This window comes from Bradyrhizobium sp. USDA 241, assembly GCF_049739505.1.
In the GTDB taxonomy this organism is placed as follows: Bacteria; Pseudomonadota; Alphaproteobacteria; order Rhizobiales; family Xanthobacteraceae; genus Bradyrhizobium; species Bradyrhizobium liaoningense.
In genome coordinates, this window is record NZ_JBMGPZ010000004.1 from 2,263,738 (window position 1) to 2,283,343 (window position 19,606).

The following is a 19,606-nucleotide window of genomic DNA, read 5'->3' on the forward strand; positions in this document are numbered from 1 at the left end:
CGCACCAAAATGCATGCGCGTCCACGCTGCGATGCAAATGCGCCAGATCAGATGCGCTGCTCCTGCTTGAGGCGGTCGATCGCGGAGGCCGCTTCCGGCGGCAGCGACTTGAAGCCCATCTGGCCGGCGGCCGAGAACAGCGGCCGCAGATGCGAGCCGGCGAGGAAGGGCGGCTGGCGGTTGGCCGGCACGATCTGGTCGAACACCAGCACCAGCGTGGTGGCGACGAGGCCGACCCTGATGGCGCCAAGCGCGGCGCCGCCGAGCCGGTCGCCGATTCCTGCCTCGCCGACGGTGTCGTTCAGCGCGATGCGGCCGATATGGCCGAACAGCATGCCCACCACGACGAAGATCGCGAAGAACCAGATCCAGTTCTGGAGCAGCGGCGAGTTTGCATTGCCGGCAATCTGCGGTGCGATCATCGGCATCAGCGCAACCGCGATCGGCGCGGCGAGGAGATAGGCGAGGATGGTCATGGCGCTGCGCAGCAGGCCGGTCCTGAACCCGAAGCCGACCGCGACGGCGAGCGCAGCGTACACGGCGAGATCGAAACTGTTCATGAGCGAAACCCTGCCTCTGGAACGAATGAACGCCGAACCGATCATTCCGGTTTCAGATCGCTAAAATCGTCTGTATTGATGGCCCCAAAGCTCGCGGGATGCGCCCAAGGAATCGGCAAGGAAATCGTCATGTCAGACCTATTCGACGTCAGTAAAGAAACCATCCTCGTCACGGGCGCGAGCCAGGGGCTGGGCCGGCAGTTTGCACGGGTGCTGGCGGCGCATGGTGCGGCGGTTGCGCTCGCCGCGCGGCAGACCGACAAGCTGAAGAGCCTCGAGGAGGAGATCCGCGGCAAGGGCGGCCGCGCGGCCGCGGTCGCGCTCGATGTCACCGACATCGCCTCGATCACCGGGGCTGTCGACGCCGTCGAAGCCGCGCTCGGCCCCGTCACCGTGCTGATCAACAATGCCGGCATCGCCATCGAGAAGCTCGCGACCGAGCAGACCGAGGCGGACTGGGACGCGGTGATCGGTGCCAATCTGAAAGGCGCCTATTTCCTCGCGACCGAAATCGCCCGCCGCATGATCGCGCGCAAGCAGGAAGGCAACATCGTCAACATCGCCTCCGTGCTCGGCACCGGCGTCTTGAAGGCGGTCTCGCCCTACGCGATCTCCAAGGCCGGCATCATCCAGGCGACCAGGGCGATGGCGCTGGAGCTGGCGGGGCAGAACATCCGCATCAACGCGCTGGCGCCCGGCTATATCGACACCGAAATGAACCATGCGTTCTGGTCGACGCCGGCCGGCGAACGCCTCGCCAAACGCATCCCCCAGCGCCGCGTCGGCGCCGAATCCGATCTCGACGGCGCCATCCTGCTGCTGGCGTCAAGGGCCTCGCGCTACATGACGGGGAGCGTCATCACCGTCGACGGTGGTTTTCTGCTGAATTGAGCCCCGCTGTCGTCCCGGATCTGCGCTTACGCTTGTCCGGGACGACAGCGGAGAGCGCGGCGGCAGTTTGCCCTTCGCAGCACGACAGCGGAGAACGACGCGGCAGCGTCGCTCAACTCGCCCGCATCTCCGCCCTGATCATGTCCGCCGCCTTCTCCCCGATCATGATCGTCGGCGCATTGGTGTTGCCGCCGATCAGCGTCGGCATGATCGAGGCATCGACGACGCGCAGGGCTTCGAGCCCGTGCACCTTCAACGCCGGATCGACCACGGCCATCGCGTCCGTCCCCATCTTGCAGGTGCCGACCGGGTGATAGACGGTGTCGACGCGTTCGCGCAGCACGTCGCGGATATCGTCGTCGCTGCGCACGTTCGCGGTGAACATGTCCCTGGTCTGCAGCGCGCGCAGCGCCGGCGTCTCCATCAGGCGGCGCGTGGTCTTGAAGCCCGCGACCATGGTCTCGAGATCGTCCTCGTGCCCAAGGAAGTTCGGATCGATCAGCGGGGCCTGCATCGCATCAAGGCTGGCAAGCGCAACGCTGCCGCGGCTCTTCGGCCGGAGCAGGCAGACATGGCAGGAGAAGCCGGTACCCTTATGGCGCTTGCGGCCGTGGTCGTCGACCATCGCCATGCCGAAATGCAGCTGGATGTCGGGAATGTCGAGATCGGGTCGCGTCTTCAGGAAGCCGCCGCATTCGGCGAAATTGGAGGTGAGGGGACCACGGCGCTCCCGCCGATATTGCAGGATGGCGCGGATCAGGCGGGGCATGCCCTTCAGCGAGATGCCGGAGAAATAGGGACTGTCGGACATGTAGCCGAAGATGAAGTCGGGATGGTCCTGCAGGTTCTGTCCGACGCCAGGCAGATGATGCACGCTTGCGATGCCGTGCCCGCGCCGCGCGGCGGCGTCGCCGATGCCCGACAGCATCAGCAGCTGCGGCGACTGAAACGCACCGGCGGCCAGGATCACCTCACGCCGCGCGCGGAGCTGCTTCAATTCCTTGCCCTGGCGGTATTCGACGCCAACCGCGCGCCTGCCCTCGAACAGGATACGCGTGGCATGCGCCTGCGTTACGACGCGCAAATTCGCGCGCTTGCCCATGTGCGGATGGACATAGGCCCGCGCCGCGCTCCAGCGCTCGCCGTTCCTCTGCGTCACCTGGTAGATGCCGAGGCCTTCATGGTCGTCAGCGTTGAAATCCTCGCGGATGCGGAATTGTGCCTCCTGCGCCGCCTGCAGGAAGATCTGCTGCACCGGATTGCCGGAGCGCAATTTGTTGACGAAGAGCGGCCCGTCCTTGCCGTGATATTCGCCGTCGAAATCGGCGTTGCTCTCCGACCGCTTGAAATAGGGCAGCACGTCTGCGTACGACCAGCCGGCGTTGCCGAGCGAAGCCCAGTGGTCGTAGTCGGCGCGGTGGCCGCGGATATAGACCATGGCGTTGATCGCCGACGAGCCGCCGAGACCCTTGCCGCGCGGCTGATAGCCGATGCGGCCGTTCAGCCCCTTCTGCGGCACGGTGTTGAACGCCCAGTTGTTGACGTTGCCGGCGACCATCAGCACCAGCGCGCCCGGCGTGGTCACGACCCAGTTGTCGCAAGCCCCGCCGGCATCGAGCAGCGCCACGGACGTCGCCGCATCTTCGGATAGCCGGCCCGCAACGGTGCAGCCGCCCGAGCCCGCGCCCACGACGACGAAATCGAACGTGTCGGTCAATTGTTGTTCCCCCCGTTATCGTCATTCCGGGGCGCGACGAAGTCGCGAACCCGGAATCCATTGATCCGCATGACGTGCTGCGAAATGGATTCCGGGTTCGATGCTGCGCATCGCCCCGGAATGACGAGCCCTACGACATGAACCGCATCAACTTCTCCAGCCGCGCGATCTTGCCGCCATAGGGCGGATAGAGATCGGCGAGGCGGTTGAACCTGGAGCGATAGAACACCGGCTTCAGCTTGCTGAACGTCCTGAAACCCCATTCGCCGTGATAGGCGCCGCTGCCGGAGGCGCCGACGCCGCCCATCGGCTGGTTCACTTGCGTGAAGTGGAACAGGCAGTCGTTGATCGTGACGCCGCCGGAGACGGTGCGCGCCAGCACTTCGTCGCGCGCGGTAGCGTCCTTGCCGAACCAGTACAGCGCCAGCGGCCGGTCGCGACGGTTGACGAAAGCGATGGCCTCCGCCGGGTCGCGAGTGCCGAGCACCGGCAGCACCGGGCCAAAGATCTCCTCCTGCATCGCCGCCATCGTTTCGGTCGCACCAGCGATCAGCGTCGGCGGGAATTTGCGATGCGCCTTCCAGTTCGGATCGTCGGGCTTTGCCGGTTGCAGGATCTTTGCGCCGTGCTGGGCTGCGTCCGCGACCAGGCCCTCGAGCCGCGCGTAGTGCCGGTCGGAGATGATCGACGTGTAGTCCTTGTTCGAGGGATCGGTGCCGAACATCCGCCGCATCTGCGCGCGCACCTTCTCGGCGAAGGCCTGCACCGAATTCTCAGGCACCAGCACATAGTCCGGCGCGATGCAGGTCTGCCCGGCATTGAGCAGCTTGCCGTAGGCGATGCGCTCGGCGGCTTCGTCGAGATCGGCCGAGGCGTCGATGATCGCGGGCGACTTGCCGCCCAGCTCGAGCGTGACAGGGGTCAGATTGCGTCCCGTGGCCTCGGCGACCAGCCGCCCGACCCGCGTCGAGCCGGTGAACACGAGATGATCGAACGGCAGGCTCGCAAAACCCTTGGCGACCTCGTCCTCGACGCCGGTGACGAGCACCTCCGCGGCGTCGAACCGCTGCGCGACCGTCTCCTGGAGCAGCGCCGCGAAGTGCGGGACCAGCTCGCTCGGCTTGATGATGACGCGGTTGCCGGCGGCGATGGCGCCGATTGCGGGCGCGAGCGTGAGCTGGAGCGGGTAATTCCACGGCGCGATGATGCCGACGACGCCGAGCGGCTGCGGCATCAGCCGGTTGCGCGCGGGCAGGAATTGCAGCGCGGTGGCGACGCGCTGCTGCGTCATCCAGGCCTTGAGGTGCTTGGTGGCATGCCGGATCTCGGAGAACAGCAGCATGGTCTCGGCGATGGTGGTCTCGACCGCCGACCGGTGGCCGAAATCGGCCGAGATCGCCTGCCGGAAGCGCTCTTCATTGTCGGCGACGACGCTGCGCAGCCGCGCCAGCCGGTCGAGCCGCTGGGCGAGGTCCGGCGCCGGCTCGTCCCGCGACCGCGCGCGCATGGCATGGAAGGCCTCTTCGAGGGCCCGCAGCGGGGCGCTCGTCAGGGATTTGTCCACGGCGTTCCTCCCTCCAGGCATTTCAGCCTTAATCTTGTTGCCGCAAGCTGGCCCTTTGTGGAACTTCTGGCAAGAGCGCGCCGAACGAGCGGAAATTCGTCCATCCCTCTGTCATAAAGTCGAAAAAAACGTTCCCGCAGCCCTTTCCAAAGCCAGCCCGCCTTGATACATACGCCCCGCACCCGATGGGCTTTGCCCCGGGGTCGCCTTCCAAGGAAGCCTTTGGGACGGAAGAGCAAGCCACGCGAACAGCGCCGGCCTCAACCGACCGTCCCCGGGATTTTCGCAAAGGCACGCAACGATTTAACGCGGGGTGGAGCAGCCCGGTAGCTCGTCAGGCTCATAACCTGAAGGTCATAGGTTCAAATCCTATCCCCGCAACCAAATTCGGATTGACCGGATCCGAGACGAAAATGGCCCGCGTGATGCGGGCCATTTTTGTTTTGGGGGACGGTCGCAGGCGGCGGCGGGAGACGCACAGCTGCAGACGCGTTCTGTGCCTTTTGAGGGGGCCAGCAAGAACGCGGGTCGGCAAAGTGCCAGCCCGCGCCGGAGCAGGAAGTGACGTCGCCGGATGCGGCTTACTTGTCGGAGTGCTCCTGCCGGGCCTCTGTCGAGGCATCCGCCTTCCGCGGCTTGGTCGTATAAGGGCAGACCATGGTCAGGTTGAGCAGCGTCGGCGCCTGGTTTTCACCATTGCCGTATTCCCAGACCAGACGAATCTCATGCTGGTCGGAATTCGCATCGTCCTTCTGGTGCTGCCGGATGTCCGCCTTCATCGGGATCGGCGGCTCCAAGTTGAAGCACTTGCGGATGGATGCATCCAGCAGCGCGCATTTGGTCGGCGGGACCACGACGCGCTCGTCGTTCGACAACGGCGTGGTGTTGGGCTGGGCGGTGAGCTGAAGGCGGGCATGGCCGAGCGCCTTGAACCACACCTTGCCGCTGCCGTTCGGCCATGTGTCCAGCGGCGACAGGATCGGCTGATACTGGCCGTATTCCATGGTCTCGATGTCGATCTGCTTGGAGGCCTTGAGCCTCGCCACGCTCTTCTTCATGTTTTCGAGCGGGTAGTAGTTGGCGTTCATCAGGTTCTTGTAGTCTTGGTCGTCGTAGATTCCGCCCATCGATTGCTCTCGATTTTTCCACCGTCGGACTGGCACGAGTGCCGGCGAGACATTCCACGGGAGCGCGGTCAACGACGTACCGCGCTTGTGCCCCCAAGGTTACGTTGCGAACGCTATCATTCGTGAAGATACTGCGTCAACGAAAGTAACCTGAGAGCGTTTCGTTGTGGGTGCCTCTTACTTGTCGCCGACGCTCGCCAAGCTCAGCCGGCCCTTTCCACCAGTCTTGCGTGGCCCCCAGCGTGTAAAGGCAACTGCCGCGCATGAGAGAGCGCCCAGCAACATCATAGAAGCGGCGGTAAGCGAGAAGAAGCTCTCGGCCGCTGCCGTTTGCGAGATCAGATACGAGCCGCCGAGCACGATGAAGAGAAGCCGGGCAGTCTGTGCCAGCACCGGACCGAGCACGTTGCCCGCGCCCTGCGACGAAAAATACATCGCCGAGGCAAGCCCGATGAAGGCGTAGAACGGGGCGACGGTCCGCAGAAACTGCCGGCTGGCGGCATGCGCTTCAGCATTGTCGGTGAAGAGGCGAACCCACGGGTCGGGGAAGAGAGCGGCCGCGCATGCGAGCCCTCCGATCACAATGAGCGCGACAACGCCGGTCGTCCAGGCGATGCGACGGGCTCGCGCGATGCGTCCCGCACCGATCGCAACACCGATCATGGGTACCGAGCCGATGCCGATCGAGAAAGCAATGGTCGCCAGCACATATTCGAGCCGGGCTCCGATGCCATAAGCCGCGAGGACCGCGGTGCCGAACACGGCCAGCATATGAGTAAAGACAAGGTTGGTCAGCGTATTTTGCAGCGGGGAGAAGCAGGCGACTACGCCGACCTTGAGGATGTCGGCGAACAACGCCCACCGCATGCGAAACCCGCGCAATCGGGGGACGATGCGGCCCCGCCCGGAGAACAGGTACCAGCTCATGATCGCGATATTGATTGAATAGGCGATCAATGACCCCGTCGCGACTCCCGGCATGCCGAATTGCGGCACAGGTCCGAGACCAAGACCCAGCGTTCCGCCGAGGATGATCTGGCAGATCGCTGAATTGACGATCATCATCGACGGCAATTTCATGTTGCCGGTGCCGCGCAGGACGCCGGCCAGAATATTGACCAGCCAGGTGAGCACGGCTCCGCCGAAATACACTTGGCTATAAGCGACCGCCTGCGCCAGTACGTCACCTCGGCCGCCGAGCAGCTCTAGCCCGTCTTATTCGTAAGAGTGCGCCTGAGGGCTGGCGAGCGTGGTGTAAAGCGCTGATGCGGCGTAGGATTCGGTTGCGAAGCCACCCCATCACCTTCAACCGCGAACGCCACGCCCGCCATGACCGACGATACGATTCCGCCCTTCTCGTTTCCAGCCGTTCACGCCAAGAAAGTCACAGCTGCCTTCGATGGCGGTCGCCTGACCTCGAACGGGGGCGTGATGCTTCTGGCGATGGCCGAGCGGCGTCTCGGCTTGGCCGACAATCTGGCCCGGGTGTTCCCGGATCGGCGCGATCCGACGCGGGTCGTGCACAGCCTTGTCGATATGTTCCGCGCGCGCATGTTCGCGATCTGCTGCGGCTACGAGGACGCCGACGACCTCGATCATCTGCGGTCCGATCCCGCATTCAAGCTGGCCTGCGGACGGCTGCCGGACACGGGCCGCGATCTGTGTTCCCAACCGACGCTGTCGCGGCTGGAGAATGCTCCGCGCCTGCGCGACGTGATCCGACTGACCTACATTTTGGTCGACGCATGGATGGATAGCTACCCGCGCGAGCCGGCATCCGTCACGCTCGACATCGATGATACCTGCGATGTCGTCCACGGCCATCAGCAGCTCTCGCTGTTCAACGCTCATTATGACGAACGCTGCTTCCTGCCGATCCACGTCTACGACACGGAGAAGAGCCGTCCCGTGGCGGTCGTGCTGAGGCCCGGCAAGACGCCGGGCGGCGTCGAGGTGCGTGCCCTTCTGCGCCGCCTGGTACGGCATATCCGCACGCGGTGGCACAACACGCGAATTACGTTCCGTGGCGACGGGCACTATGCCCGGCCGGAGGCCATGGCGTGGTGCGAGACCAACGGCATCGACTACATCTTCGGTCTGTCCGGCACCAAGCCTCTCGCCAGAAAAGTCGACGAGGTCGCCGACGACATCCGCACCCGACGCGCCATCGAGAACCTGCCGGTTCTGCGTGGCTATACCGAGACGCGCCACAAGGCAAAGTCCTGGGATCGCGAACGGCGCACCGTCGCCCGTATTGAGGCGACGATGCTCGGCCTCGACATCCGTTTCGTCGTCACCAGCCTCGATGTCGGCTCGGCCGAGTGGATCTACGACAGCCTGTATTGCGCGCGCGGCCAAGCCGAGAATCTGATCAAGCTGCATAAGACGCAGCTCGCCTCCGACCGCACCAGCTGCCGTTCGGCGCTCGCCAACCAGGTCCGTCTCGTGCTCCATACGGCCGCTTATTGGCTGATGCTGACCGTGCGCGACGCCATTCCCAAAGTCCGGGAATTGGCCGCTGCCGAGTTCGCGACGCTGCGTCTTCGGCTCTTGAAAATCGCCGCCCGTGTCGTCGAGACCACGAGCCGCATTCGCCTTGCGTTTGCCGCGGCATGTCCCGAAGCCGACCTGATCTGCGGCTTGCCCGGCGCGCTGCTGCCGCTCGGTCCTTGACCGGCGGGGCGTCCGCCCCCGTTCGCCCAACCCATCCCTCAAGCGCGTTGCAAAGTACCGGTCGTCAGGCGGCGAAAAGCCGAAGGCAATCCTGTGCGCCTCGTCAGACAAGATGTGCGGCCGCATCAATCGGGCCCAAAAGCCGCACTCTCACGAATAGGACGGGCTAGTAGCTGCTGGCCACCGAGCATCATGCCCAGCATGAAGGCGAGGCCGAAGAAGATCGCGATCAGCAGCGCGTGGGTGGCGAGACTTTCGGCGCGGTCGCGGTCGCCGGCGCCGAGCGCGCGGGCAATGGCCGAGGCGACGCCCCCGCCCATGGCCGCGCCGGACATGCTCATGGTCAGCATCACGCAGGGAAACACCAGCGCCATCGCCGCCAGCGCCTCGATTCCCAGCCTGCCGATGTAGGAGGTTTCTGCAATCGCAACCAAAGTGCCGGCCGAAAACGCGAGCGCATTCGGCCAGGCAAGCGAGAGCAGCGTGCGGAGGATCGGTCCGTCGAGCAACGCATTTGCGGCTGGGCGAGGCGGCGATGACATCGGGCCTTCCTCCGTCGACCCGTCAGGTCCGACCCGAGATCAGGATTTGGAAGGCCTATGCGGACAGACCATCGTCAGATAGAGCAGCGTCGGTTTGTCCGAGCCCTTCTTGTATTCCCATTCCAGCCGAATCTCGTGCCGGTGGGCGTAGGCATCGCTTGGCGCGTGGGTGATGATGTTGGTCTTCATCGGGATCGGCGGCTCGGAATTGAAGCATTTCCGGACGCAGGCATCGAGCAGATCGCATCGCGTCAGCGGGATGACGCCGGGCTCATCCCTGGACAGCGGAACCGTGTTAGGTTGGGTACTGAGGTCGACGCGAGCCCGGCCCTTTTCCTTGTGCCAGTACTTGGCGCTGCCTTGCGGCCATTTCGACGGCGGGTTCAAGATCAGGTGGTATTGGCCGTATTCCAAAGTCGCTAGATCGATGTCTTCCGAGGCCTTGAGCTTGGCCACGCTCTTCTTCATGTTCGCCAGCGGATAGTAATTGCTGTTCATCAGGTCTTTAAACGGCTTACCGGAATAGACTATCATGCCCATGTATTCTGCCCCTCAATCAGTGCCTGGCTTCCCCGGGAAATATGCAGCTCTGCGAAGCTTGACGGCGAAAACAAGAGCCTGGCGGCTCGTCGTTCGCAGCCACTTTTTCGCGCCGCTCTTGGCAAGCTAACACTTGGAGCTGTGAATCGTCCAGATCAGCAAACGGCTGGGGAGATCTATGCCCAGGATGAACTGCATCCCCGTTGCTAAGCAGGTTTTCATAAGCGATCTTATCGCCCTCGTTCGCAGTGGCCACCGACCATACCGCTGCAAGGTCTTGAGAGTACGGAATGCTTTGCACGGCGTGTCAGTCGACGATCGACCCAGGCGACAGCCGCTGCCCCAATTGCGGCGCACGCGTGCGCCGCTCCGATCCCGACAGTGAACGACGGTTTGTCACAATCCTTCGGGCCGACGTGATCGATTCCACCGGGCTCGTTGCCGAGCTGGACCCGGAGGAGGCGGTCTCACGCCTGGAGCCGGCGCTGGCGGCGATGAGAGGGGCGGTCAGGCAGTTCGGCGGCATCGTCAGCAAGGAGCTGGGCGATGGGCTTGCGGCGGTGTTCGGCGCTCCCATTGCGGACGACAATCATGCGCCGATGGCCTGTCACGCGGCGATCGAGCTCGTGCGGCGAGTCGCAAGCCTGGGTGACCCCGGTCTTCAAGTGCGGGTCGGCCTGCACTCCGGCCATGTCGTTGCCTACATGGTCGCCAGCGAGTTCTCCAAGGTCTACGAGATCGGTGGTGCCGCGCAGCACCTGGCCGCGCGGCTGGAAGCGGCGGCCGAGGCGAACCAGATCTACGCCTCGGAAGCCTGCCAAAAGCTTGCTGAGGGACATGTCCGGTTCGAATCGCTGGGCAGCAAGTCGCTGCGCGGCTTTAGCCAGCCCGTGCCGGTCTATCGGATCGTAGGCGCGAGCGACCTGTCGAGTTGGCGGGTGCGGCGGGCGCGCAGTGTCTCTCGCTTCGTCGATCGCACTGCCGAGCGGGCTCTGCTGGAGCGTACAGCCCGAAACGCCAGGGCAAGCCGGCAGACGGTTCTGCTGCTCGGCGATGCGGGCATCGGCAAGTCGCGACTCGCGCATGAGTTTGCCCAGGAACTGAAGGCCGATGGCTGGCGGTTGATCGACGCCGAGGCCAGCCCGAATCTTCAGAGTGCGCCCTTCAGCACACTCAAGCGGATCCTCCTGTCGGCAATGGATGCAGCAGCTAAGGACCCCGGCAGCCCGGGGGATCCTCGGAAGGATCTGTCGGCGATTCAGCAAACCGCGCTCGACGCGGTGCTCGATCTGCCAATATCGAATCCACACTGGGACGAGCTGGAGCCTCATGCACGGGGACGAGCGATCTCCGATGCGAGCTGTGCGATCATCAAAAGCCTGGCCAGTCGGCAGCAAACGGTGATTCTGCTTGAGGATCTGCATTGGATAGACCGGGCCAGCGATATCGTCGTAGCCGCCATTGCGTCGCTACAGGCGGCCGGTCTGCTTGTGCTGTTCACCTCGCGCCCCAATGGGATGCCGGTCTGGATCGCGCGCTGCCACGCTGAGATCGTCGCGATGCGGCCCCTCGACGACGATTCGGGGCTGGCCATGCTGGCAGACATGCTTGGCTCCTCCGCGACGAACTCCGACCTGAAGAGCCGGATCATATCGCATACCGCAAACGTTCCTCTGTTCATCGAAGAGGTTTGCCGCGGATTGAAGGACAGCGGCACGCTTCGCGGCCAATGGGGCGATCTTGCGCTCGTGCGTCCAATCGACGAACTCGGCATTCCCACCAGTATCCAGGGCGTTATTGCAGCGCGTCTCGATCGGGTGTCGAAGCAAGAACGATCTGTTCTGCAGATAGCCGCTACTTTGGGGCCGAGATCGAACGAAGCGATGCTGGCGAAGATTGCGGTCCTGTCTCACGAGGTTCTACAGGGTTGCCTCGCCGCGCTGGATCGCGCCGAGTTGCTGGTCAGGATCGATAGCGAATTGGAGAATTCGCTGGAGTTCCGGCATGAAATGGTCCGGCAGGTCACCTACGACTCGATGGTCGAAAAGGTGCGCGAAGACATTCATGCGCGCGTTCTTTCTGTCCTGGAGAGCAGCGAAGGCGGTACCGACGATCCCGACAAGCTCTGCTATCACGCCACGCGGGCGAAGGATTGGGGCAAGTCGTTCACGTATGGCAGGGCGTCGGCGAGACGATGCCTGGCGCGGTCGGCATTTACCGATGCGGCTGACTATTTCGAGACCGCGATGCGTTCTTTGGATATGACACCGGCGATTCCCTCGAGGGAGACGAATGCCGTGGATATTCGCATCGAGGCGCGTGCGGCGTTCATCGCATCCGGCCAGATTGCCGAATGGCTGAACCTCGGCAAGGAGGCCGAGCGCCGTGCCGATGCGATCAACGACATCGGCCGGAAGGTCGCTGCCATGACGGTCATGGCGGCTGCACAGAACTTCTACGGGACACCGATCGAAGCGGTCACCGTAGGTGAGGAAGTGGTGCGCCTTGCGCAGGAGTGGGGCAATCCGGGTTGGCTCAATGCTGCACAATACGGCCTTGGCCAGGTGTATTTTCTTGCCGGACGCTATCGGGACGCCGATCGGTTTTTCGCACGGACCTGCGCGCAACTGTCGGGGCCGGAAGCCAGTGCTCCTTTCGGCTCCACGCCGAAATACGCGCTGTTGCTATGCTGCATGATGAGCAGCATCAACAGTACCGTCATGGGCGAACTCGATGCCGCCGAACAGCTCCAGCAACAGGCCGCCGCGATCGCCGAGGAGACCAACCGTCCCTACGACCGCGTCGCCGCCGCCTATAGCGGCGGCTGGCTGAAGCTTGGGCAGAACGATCCGGCGGCGGCCGCCGCCATCCTCGAAGACGGTTTTGTCCTGGCGCAGAAGCACGGCATCCGGCTGTTCGTGCCGGTGCTGGCCTGTCATCTCGGCATCGCCTATCTCGAGCAGGGCCTGTTCGACCGGGCGCGCGGCATGCTGACGGAGGCGCGCGAGGAGGCGAAGGCGGTCGGCTACACCTCGGCGGTGCTGCGCAGCTCGATCTACCTGGCGCTCGCCACCCACCGCCTCGGCGATGTCAGGGCCGCGCAGAACATGCTGCGCGAGGCGCGCAACACCGCCCGCCAGCAGGGGTTTTCAGGCCTCGAGGCCGAGGCCCTGTTCGGCGAAGCCGTCGTGACGCCGCCATCGGATGCGGCGAACAAGGCCACCATTCTCGTCGCTCTGCGCGCCGCCATCGCGATCGCTTCCGAACGCGGCGCGCTGCCGCTGAAGCAGAAAGCCGAGGCGATGCTGAACGAGATGCTCGCCCAGGACGATCGGCTCAGCTGAGCCGGCTCCCGGTCAGAGTGGCGATAGCGCCGCCGCGGGCAGGACCTTGCCCGACGCGTCGAATAAATTTCGCAGCTAAAGCAAAGGGATCGCTACTGTGCATGGGGTTGTTTTCGACCGTTTTGAAGCGAAGCCCTCGCGCCTCACGCCAGGAACGCGCGAAACCGCCGCAGCGCGATCACGAAGAAGACGCTGCCGATCACGGTGAGTGCGACGAGCTGCGGCCACACCGCCTCCAGCCCCGCGCCGCGGAACAGGATCGCCTGCGCGAGCATCACGAAATGCGTATTGGGTGCCGCCAGCATGATGTCCTGGACGAATTGCGGCATGCTCTCCCGCGGCGTCATGCTGCCCGACAGGGTCTGCAGCGGCAGCAGGATCATGATCAGCAGCAGTCCGAACTGCGGCATCGATCCGGCGACGGTGGCGAGGAAGATGCCCATGCTGGTGGTGGCGAAGAGCTGAAGTGCCGTCCCGACGAGAAACAGCGCCACCGAGCCGTCGATCGTGACCGCCAGCCATCCCTTGACGACGAAGGCAATCGACAGCGCCGAGGCGACCAGCACCACCGCTCCCATCGACCAGACCTTGCTCACCATGATCTCGAGCGGCGTGACCGGCATCACCAGGAGGTGCTCGATCGTGCCGTGTTCGCGCTCCCGGATCAGTGCGGCGCCGGTCAGGATGATCGAGAGCATGGTGATCGACATGATGAGGTGGTCGATCGCGCCGAACCAGGACCTCTTCAGCTCCGGATTGAAACGAGCGCGCAGCGCGAGGTCGATCTGCGGTGTTTGAGCTTCGCGGGTGCGCGCCAGGAACTCCGCGATCTCGGCGTTGACGATCTGCTCGACATAACCGCCACCGTTGAAGGCCTGTGAGATGCGCGTCGCGTCGACGTTGAGCTGGATCGTCGGCGCCTTCCGCGCCAGGAGGTCGCGCTGAAAGTCCGGCGGGATGTCGAGGGCAAACGTGTCGAGGCCGGCATCCATCCGTCTGTCCATCTCGTATTGCGAGATCAGCCGAGGCGTGGAGAAGTACGGGGCGGTGAACGCCATCCCGATGCGAGTCGAGATCGGCGAATGGTCTTCGTCGACGATGGCGATCGCAGCGCGGTTCAACGTCTCCGGCAGCGTGTTGGCACCCTCATAGACCGCGAACGTGAAGGAATATGCGATCAGCACGAGCAACACCGGGTCGCGCGCCAGTCCGCACAATTCCTTGATTCCGAGCTGTAGCAAGTTGCCAAGGCGCATGGTTAGCGGGCCTGTTTCTTCAGCAGCAGCGCACCTGTGGTGACGAGCACCGGGATCATGACAGCGAGCGCCAAGAGCTCGTTGTGAAGCGTGGCGAATCCCAGTGCCTTCGAGAACGTGCCGCGCGAGATGGTCACGAAATAGCTGGTCGGATAGACAAGACCGATCATCTTGCCCGCCCCCTGCAGCGAGGAGACCGGATCAATCAGGCCGGAATACTGGATCGCGGGAATCAGCGTGATCAGCACGGTGCCGAACAGCGCGGCGATCTGGCTCTTCATGAACGACGAGATCACCAGTCCGATGCCGGTGGTGGTCGTGACATAGAGCAGCGCGGCAGCCGCATAGGTCGGGAAGCTACCGGTGAAAGGCACGCGGAAGACGGTGAGCGCAAAGCCGACCAGCAGCAGGAAGTTGGCAAAGGCCAGCACCACATAGGGCAGCTGGATGCCGAGCAGGAACTCCAGCCGCGTCACCGGTGTGACGTAAAAATTGACGATCGAGCCGAGCTCCTTCTCGCGCACGACCGCGAGTGCTGCGAGCACCGCAGGGATCATGATCAGCAGCAGCGGAATGATGCCAGGCGCCATGGCGACGACGCTCCGGACGTCCGGATTGTAGCGGTAACGCAGCGCGAGCTGATAGGACCCGGCGATCGCCGCATCGCCATAGAGCTCGCGGCCTTTCTGCGCGAGCCAGTTCGCGTGGATCGCCTGGGCGTAGGAGCGCAGCGTCTCGGCCCGCGTCGGATTGGCGCCGTCGACCCAGGCGCCGATCTCGACATCGCGGCCGCGGCTGACGTCGCGGCCGAAGCCCGGCGGCAGCTCGATGGCGAGGCCGATCTCGCCGGCGCGCATGCGGCGGTCGAGAAATAGCGCGAGCCCGCGATCTGAAGGCTGTAGTCGCGGCTGATCGTGGTGTCGTCGCGGTCGAGCACCGCGAAGGTCAGGTTCTCGACGTCCATGCTGATGCCGTAGCCGAGCACGAACAGCAGCAGCACGCTGCCGAGGATCGCGAGCGTGGCGCGGATCGGATCGCGCCGCAGCTCGAGCGTCTCGCGGCGGGAATAGGCCAGCATGCGCGTCGGATTGAACGCGGCGCTGTGCCGACGGACCGTTGTGGGGCCTGCAGGTGCGGGCGGCGGCGAGGCGACCGCCGGCTGGCCGGTCGGCTCCGTCGTCTCCGCGATCGCCTCTTCCAGCCAGGCGATGAAGGCCTGCTCCAGCGTGGCGGTGCCGCGCGCGGCCACGATCGCGGCGGGCGTATCCGACGTCAGCACCTTGCCGGCGTGCATCAGCGAGATCCGATCGCAGCGCTCGGCCTCGTTCATGAAATGGGTGGAGACGAAGATGGTGACGTTGTCCTTGCGGGAGAGCTCGGCGAGGATCTGCCAGAAGCGGTCGCGGGCAACCGGATCCACGCCGGAGGTCGGCTCGTCGAGGATGAGGATGTCGGGCGCATGGATCATGGCGACCGCCAGCGACAGCCGCTGCCGCAGCCCGAGCGGCAGGGCATCGGGCAGGGCGTCGACGACATCGGCACGATCGAACCGGGCGATCATCTCGTCGATGCGCGCGGCGACGGTGTCCGCCGGCAGCTCGAACAGTCGCGCATGCAGATTGAGATTCTGCGCGACCGTGAGCTCGGAATAGAGTGAGAAGCCCTGCGACATGTAGCCGATGCGCCGCCGCACCGACATGTCGCCGGCATCGATGGTGTTGCCGAACAGCCGCGCGGTTCCTTCGCTCACGGGCAGGAGGCCGGTGAGCATCTTCATGGTCGTGGTCTTGCCGCAGCCGTTCGAGCCGAGAAAGCCGAAGATCTCGCCCTTCCTGATGCGGAAGCTGACGTCGTCGACGGCAACGAAACCATCGAACCGCCGCGTCAGGTGGTCGGCTTCGATCGCGATCTCCGCGTGGTCTTCGTCGCGCGGCGGGATGACGACATCGGTATGGTTGCTGCGCTCGGCCTCGGGCAGGAGACGGATGAAGGCGTCATCGAGCGTATCGGCTCCGGTCTGCCGCTTGAGTTCGGCGGGCGTTCCGGTCGCCAGCACGCGGCCGGCGTTCATCGCGATCAGGAAATCGAACTGCGCGGCCTCTTCCATGTAGGCGGTCGAGACAATGACGCTCATGCCGGGCCGGCTGTCGCGGATCGAGGCGATCAATTCCCAGAACTGGCGGCGCGACAGCGGATCGACGCCGGTGGTCGGCTCGTCCAGGATCAGGAGCTCGGGATCGTGGATCAGCGCGCAGCACAGGCCGACCTTCTGCTTCATGCCGCCGGAGAGTTTTGCCGCGGGCCGGTCGGCAAAGGGCGTGAGCCCCGTGTCGCGCAGCAGGCCCGCGATCCGCCTGTTCCGCTCCGCCTTGTCGTGCCCGAACAGGCGACCGAAGAAGTCGATGTTTTCGAACACCGACAATGTCGGGTACAGATTCTTGCCGAGGCCCTGCGGCATGTAGGCGATGTCGGGGCACACGTTGCGGCGGTGGCGCGCGCTCGCCATATCGCCGCCGAGCACGCCGATACGCCCCTCCTGGATCGTGCGCGCGCCCGCGATCAGGGCAAGCAGGCTCGATTTGCCGACGCCGTCGGGGCCGATCATCCCGACCATGCAGCCGGACGGTAGGTCGAGCGTGATGGACTCGAGCGCCCGGGTCTTGCCGTAGCTCAGGCCCACGCCTTCCAGATGCACCACGCTGCCGACGGCAGCCGGTGCTTCGGCTGCGGCAGTCGTGCTCATCTCGTCAACTTGATCTTGAGGTTGTCGGGCCATTGCGCCGCCGGATCGAGCTGCACATAGGCCATGCCGGGAAGGCCGGTCTTCACGTGCTCGATGTGCTGGCGCAACAGATCGGGCGCGATATGCGCCTTGATGCGGAACATCAGCTTTTGGCGTTCCTCCTCGGTCTCGACAGTCTTGGGCGTGAATTGCGCGACGTCTGCAACGAAGGTGGCCTTGGCGGGGATCACATATTTCGGGATGGCGTCTAGGACGAGGCGGACCTCGGCGCCGATCGCGACGCGGCCGGCCTCGGCCGTCGGCAGGAAGAACGTCATGTAGACGTCGCCGAGATCGACCATGTTGAGGACGCGCCCCCCGGCGGCGAGCACCTCGCCGGGCTGCGACACGCGATACTGCACGCGGCCGTCGCGCGGCGCCTTCAGCACGCTGTCGTTGAGGTCGGCGTTGATGCTTTCGATCGCGGCCTTTGCCGCGTCGACCGCTGCGCCGGCATCGATCACCAGGGCGCGGGAGAGCTGATCGCGGCTTCCGATGCCGCGACCTGGGCCTGGGAAGCGGCCAGCGCCGCTTTCGCCGTGGCGTTGGCGGAGCGGTCGTCGTCCAGGACCTGCTGGGATACCGCACTCGTCTTGATCAATTGTTCGGACCGGTCCAGCTTGCGGCTCGTGGTGTCGAGCTGGGCGATGCGCTGGTCGACCATGGCCTCCGCAGCCCGGCGTTCGGCCTCGCGCTGGTTCACCAGGCTCTTCGCGGTCTCGACATTGATCATTGCGCGCTGGAGCTGCGCTTCGGCCTGGCGGCGCTGAGCCTGCAGCTGCTCGGTATCCATGCGTGCCAGAACCTGGCCCGCGCTGACGAAATCGCCTTCGTTGACAAGGATCTCGCGGACCCGTCCCGGCGTCTTGGTGGCGATGTCGATCTCGACCGCTTCGATGCGGCCATTGCCGCGGGCGAAACCCGGTGGCAGCGCGTCGGCATCACGGTGCTGCCAATAGTAATAGCCGCCGCCCGCGAGTAGGATGGCGAGCGCGGCGACGACGCGACCCGGTGTAAAGTTCATCTGTGCACAACGCCGTGTGGTGGCGCCCACTGTTGAGATACGAACGCCCGACCGCGGATTGCGCGGAAAGGGCGGAGCTCAACATTGCAGCTAATTGTGCACCGCAGCTTGATGCAGATCAGACGGCGGTGCGCGGCGTGCTGCCTCTATTTTCGGCCGCGCGTCGTCATCCGCCGCTCGTCCGCCCTGATCGGCCGAGCGGACGCGCGAGCCTTGGTGGAGGGATTGCCGTCGGCTCGATCCGGGCTGCCTCACTTCACCAGCGGGCAGCCGCCGTCCTTCAGCGGCCGGAACGCCTGGTCGGCGGGAACTTCGGCGAGCAGCTTGTAATAATCCCACGGCCCCTTCGATTCCTCCGGCTTCTTCACCTGGAACAGGTACATGCTGTGCACCATGCGGCCGTCCTCGCGCAGCACGCCGTTGTCGGTGAAGGCGTCCCGCACCGGAAGCTCGCGCATCTTGGCCATCACCGTCCTGGTGTCGCGGGTGCCGGCGGCCTGCACGGCCTTGAGATAGTGCAGCGTGGCACTGTAGGTCGCGGCCTGGTTCATGGTCGGCATGCGCTTGACCCGCTCCAGGAAGCGCTTGCCGAAGGCGCGGGTCTTGTCGTTGAGGTCCCAATAATAGGCCTCGGTGACGATCAGCCCTTGCGCCAGCTTGAGCCCGAGGCTGTGCACGTCGGAGATGAACATCACGATCGCAGCCAGGTTCTGGCCCCCGGCAGCGATGCCGAACTCGCCGGCCTGCTTGATCGCGTTGATGGTGTCGCCGCCGCCGTTCGCGAGGCCGATGATTTTGGCCTTGGATGCCTGGGCCTGAAGCAGGAACGAGGAGAAGTCCGCCGTGTTGAGGGGATGCTTGACGCTGCCCAGCACCTTGCCGCCGGAGGCCTTCACGACGTCACCGGTGTCGCGCTCAACCGAATGGCCGAACACGTAGTCCGCGGTCAGGAAGAACCAGGTGTCGCCGCCGTTCTTGACGATGGCGCTGCCGACGGTGTGCGCGTTGGCATAGGTGTCGTAGGTCCAATGCGCGGTGTAGGGCGAGCAGGACTTTCCGGTGATGTCGGAGCTCGCCGCATCCGTCACGATCATGATCTTCTCGTACTGCTTCGACAGCTCCATCACCGCGAGCGCGGTTGCCGAGGTCGGCAGGTCGATGATCATGTCGACGCCTTCGGTCTCCCACCATTTGCGGGCGATGGTGGAGGCGACATCGGGCTTGTTGAGCACGTCGGCACTGAGCATGTCGATCGGCTTGCCGAACATCTGCCCGCCAAAATCCTCGATCGCCATTTTGGTGGCCTCGACATTCCCTATGCCGCCGATGTCTGAATAGACGGACGAGAAGTCGGAGAGCACGCCGATCTTGAGCGGTGCCTGCTGGGCATGAGAAGGGCAGATCGCAGACGCAGCGAGTGCGGCCGCAAATGCGGCGCACATAATCCGGCACATGGTATTTCCCCCGATATTATAGTTGGTGCACGAACCCAGATTTGCCGCTCCGGAGCGTCAATTCTTGCGTGACGGCGCCGCGCGGGCCGGTTGATTTGACGCAGCCAATCGCGCCGACTACGTTTGCGCAAA

The 19,606-nt window shown here is 64.5% G+C and carries 10 protein-coding genes, 1 tRNA gene and 4 pseudogenes; 4 read left to right on the forward strand and 11 right to left on the reverse strand.

Going from position 1 to position 19,606, the window contains the following annotated elements; all coding sequences use genetic code 11:
* Positions 1 to 47: 47 nt before the first annotated feature.
* Positions 48 to 560 carry a CvpA family protein gene (locus ABIF91_RS20495; protein WP_028180653.1) on the reverse strand — a complete coding sequence of 171 codons (513 nt, stop codon included), beginning with the start codon at positions 558 to 560 and terminating at the stop codon, positions 48 to 50.
* A gap of 129 nt (positions 561 to 689) precedes the next feature.
* Here ABIF91_RS20495 and ABIF91_RS20500 point away from each other — a divergent pair, with 129 nt between their 5' ends.
* Entirely contained in the window at positions 690 to 1,451 is a 762-nt protein-coding gene (locus ABIF91_RS20500; protein ID WP_028180652.1) for an SDR family oxidoreductase, read from the forward strand.
* Between the two features lie 112 nt (positions 1,452 to 1,563).
* Here the strand turns inward: ABIF91_RS20500 and ABIF91_RS20505 are convergent, their stop codons facing one another.
* Positions 1,564 to 3,168: a GMC family oxidoreductase gene (locus ABIF91_RS20505; RefSeq protein ID WP_028180651.1), complete on the reverse strand. Its 1,605-nt coding sequence runs from the start codon at positions 3,166 to 3,168 to the stop codon at positions 1,564 to 1,566.
* A 130-nt stretch (positions 3,169 to 3,298) separates the two neighbouring features.
* Entirely contained in the window at positions 3,299 to 4,732 is a 1,434-nt protein-coding gene (locus ABIF91_RS20510) for a coniferyl aldehyde dehydrogenase (protein ID WP_407059914.1), read from the reverse strand.
* Positions 4,733 to 5,039: 307 nt separating this feature from the next.
* On the opposite strand from ABIF91_RS20510, the gene ABIF91_RS20515 reads away from it, so the two are divergent.
* Positions 5,040 to 5,116, forward strand: a tRNA-Met gene (locus ABIF91_RS20515).
* Between the two features lie 197 nt (positions 5,117 to 5,313).
* On the opposite strand, the gene ABIF91_RS20520 is transcribed toward ABIF91_RS20515, so the two are convergent.
* Positions 5,314 to 5,859 (reverse strand): hypothetical protein, encoded by a 546-nt coding sequence (locus tag ABIF91_RS20520; RefSeq protein WP_051393960.1) that lies wholly within the window; start codon positions 5,857 to 5,859, stop codon positions 5,314 to 5,316.
* Between the two features lie 177 nt (positions 5,860 to 6,036).
* A pseudogene (locus ABIF91_RS20525) lies at positions 6,037 to 7,068 on the reverse strand (MATE family efflux transporter); the annotation flags it as partial.
* 120 nt (positions 7,069 to 7,188) lie between these two features.
* On the opposite strand from ABIF91_RS20525, the gene ABIF91_RS20530 reads away from it, so the two are divergent.
* Positions 7,189 to 8,532 carry an IS1380-like element ISBdi2 family transposase gene (locus tag ABIF91_RS20530; protein WP_424578699.1) on the forward strand — a complete coding sequence of 448 codons (1,344 nt, stop codon included), beginning with the start codon at positions 7,189 to 7,191 and terminating at the stop codon, positions 8,530 to 8,532.
* A 167-nt stretch (positions 8,533 to 8,699) separates the two neighbouring features.
* Here ABIF91_RS20530 and ABIF91_RS20535 read toward each other — a convergent pair.
* A pseudogene (locus ABIF91_RS20535) lies at positions 8,700 to 9,074 on the reverse strand (MATE family efflux transporter); the annotation flags it as partial.
* 39 nt (positions 9,075 to 9,113) lie between these two features.
* The gene (locus tag ABIF91_RS20540; RefSeq protein WP_028179950.1) at positions 9,114 to 9,614 is read right to left on the reverse strand and encodes a hypothetical protein; all 501 of its coding nucleotides are present in this window, start codon (positions 9,612 to 9,614) and stop codon (positions 9,114 to 9,116) included.
* Between the two features lie 290 nt (positions 9,615 to 9,904).
* Between ABIF91_RS20540 and ABIF91_RS20545 the strand changes: the two genes are divergently transcribed.
* Positions 9,905 to 12,958: an ATP-binding protein gene (locus tag ABIF91_RS20545; RefSeq protein ID WP_035669611.1), complete on the forward strand. Its 3,054-nt coding sequence runs from the start codon at positions 9,905 to 9,907 to the stop codon at positions 12,956 to 12,958.
* Positions 12,959 to 13,101: 143 nt separating this feature from the next.
* Here ABIF91_RS20545 and ABIF91_RS20550 read toward each other — a convergent pair whose 3' ends face one another.
* From ABIF91_RS20550 to ABIF91_RS20565, 4 genes and pseudogenes are all read right to left on the reverse strand, one after another.
* Positions 13,102 to 14,214 (reverse strand): ABC transporter permease, encoded by a 1,113-nt coding sequence (locus ABIF91_RS20550; RefSeq protein WP_028179948.1) that lies wholly within the window; start codon positions 14,212 to 14,214, stop codon positions 13,102 to 13,104.
* Positions 14,215 to 14,216: 2 nt separating this feature from the next.
* Positions 14,217 to 16,957, reverse strand: a pseudogene (gene rbbA, locus ABIF91_RS20555) (ribosome-associated ATPase/putative transporter RbbA).
* Positions 16,954 to 18,020, reverse strand: a pseudogene (locus ABIF91_RS20560) (HlyD family secretion protein). Before ABIF91_RS20560 ends, rbbA begins: the two co-directional pseudogenes overlap by 4 nt.
* Before the next feature lie 251 nt (positions 18,021 to 18,271).
* Positions 18,272 to 19,474: an ABC transporter substrate-binding protein gene (locus ABIF91_RS20565; protein WP_035669618.1), complete on the reverse strand. Its 1,203-nt coding sequence runs from the start codon at positions 19,472 to 19,474 to the stop codon at positions 18,272 to 18,274.
* Positions 19,475 to 19,606: the final 132 nt, after the last annotated feature.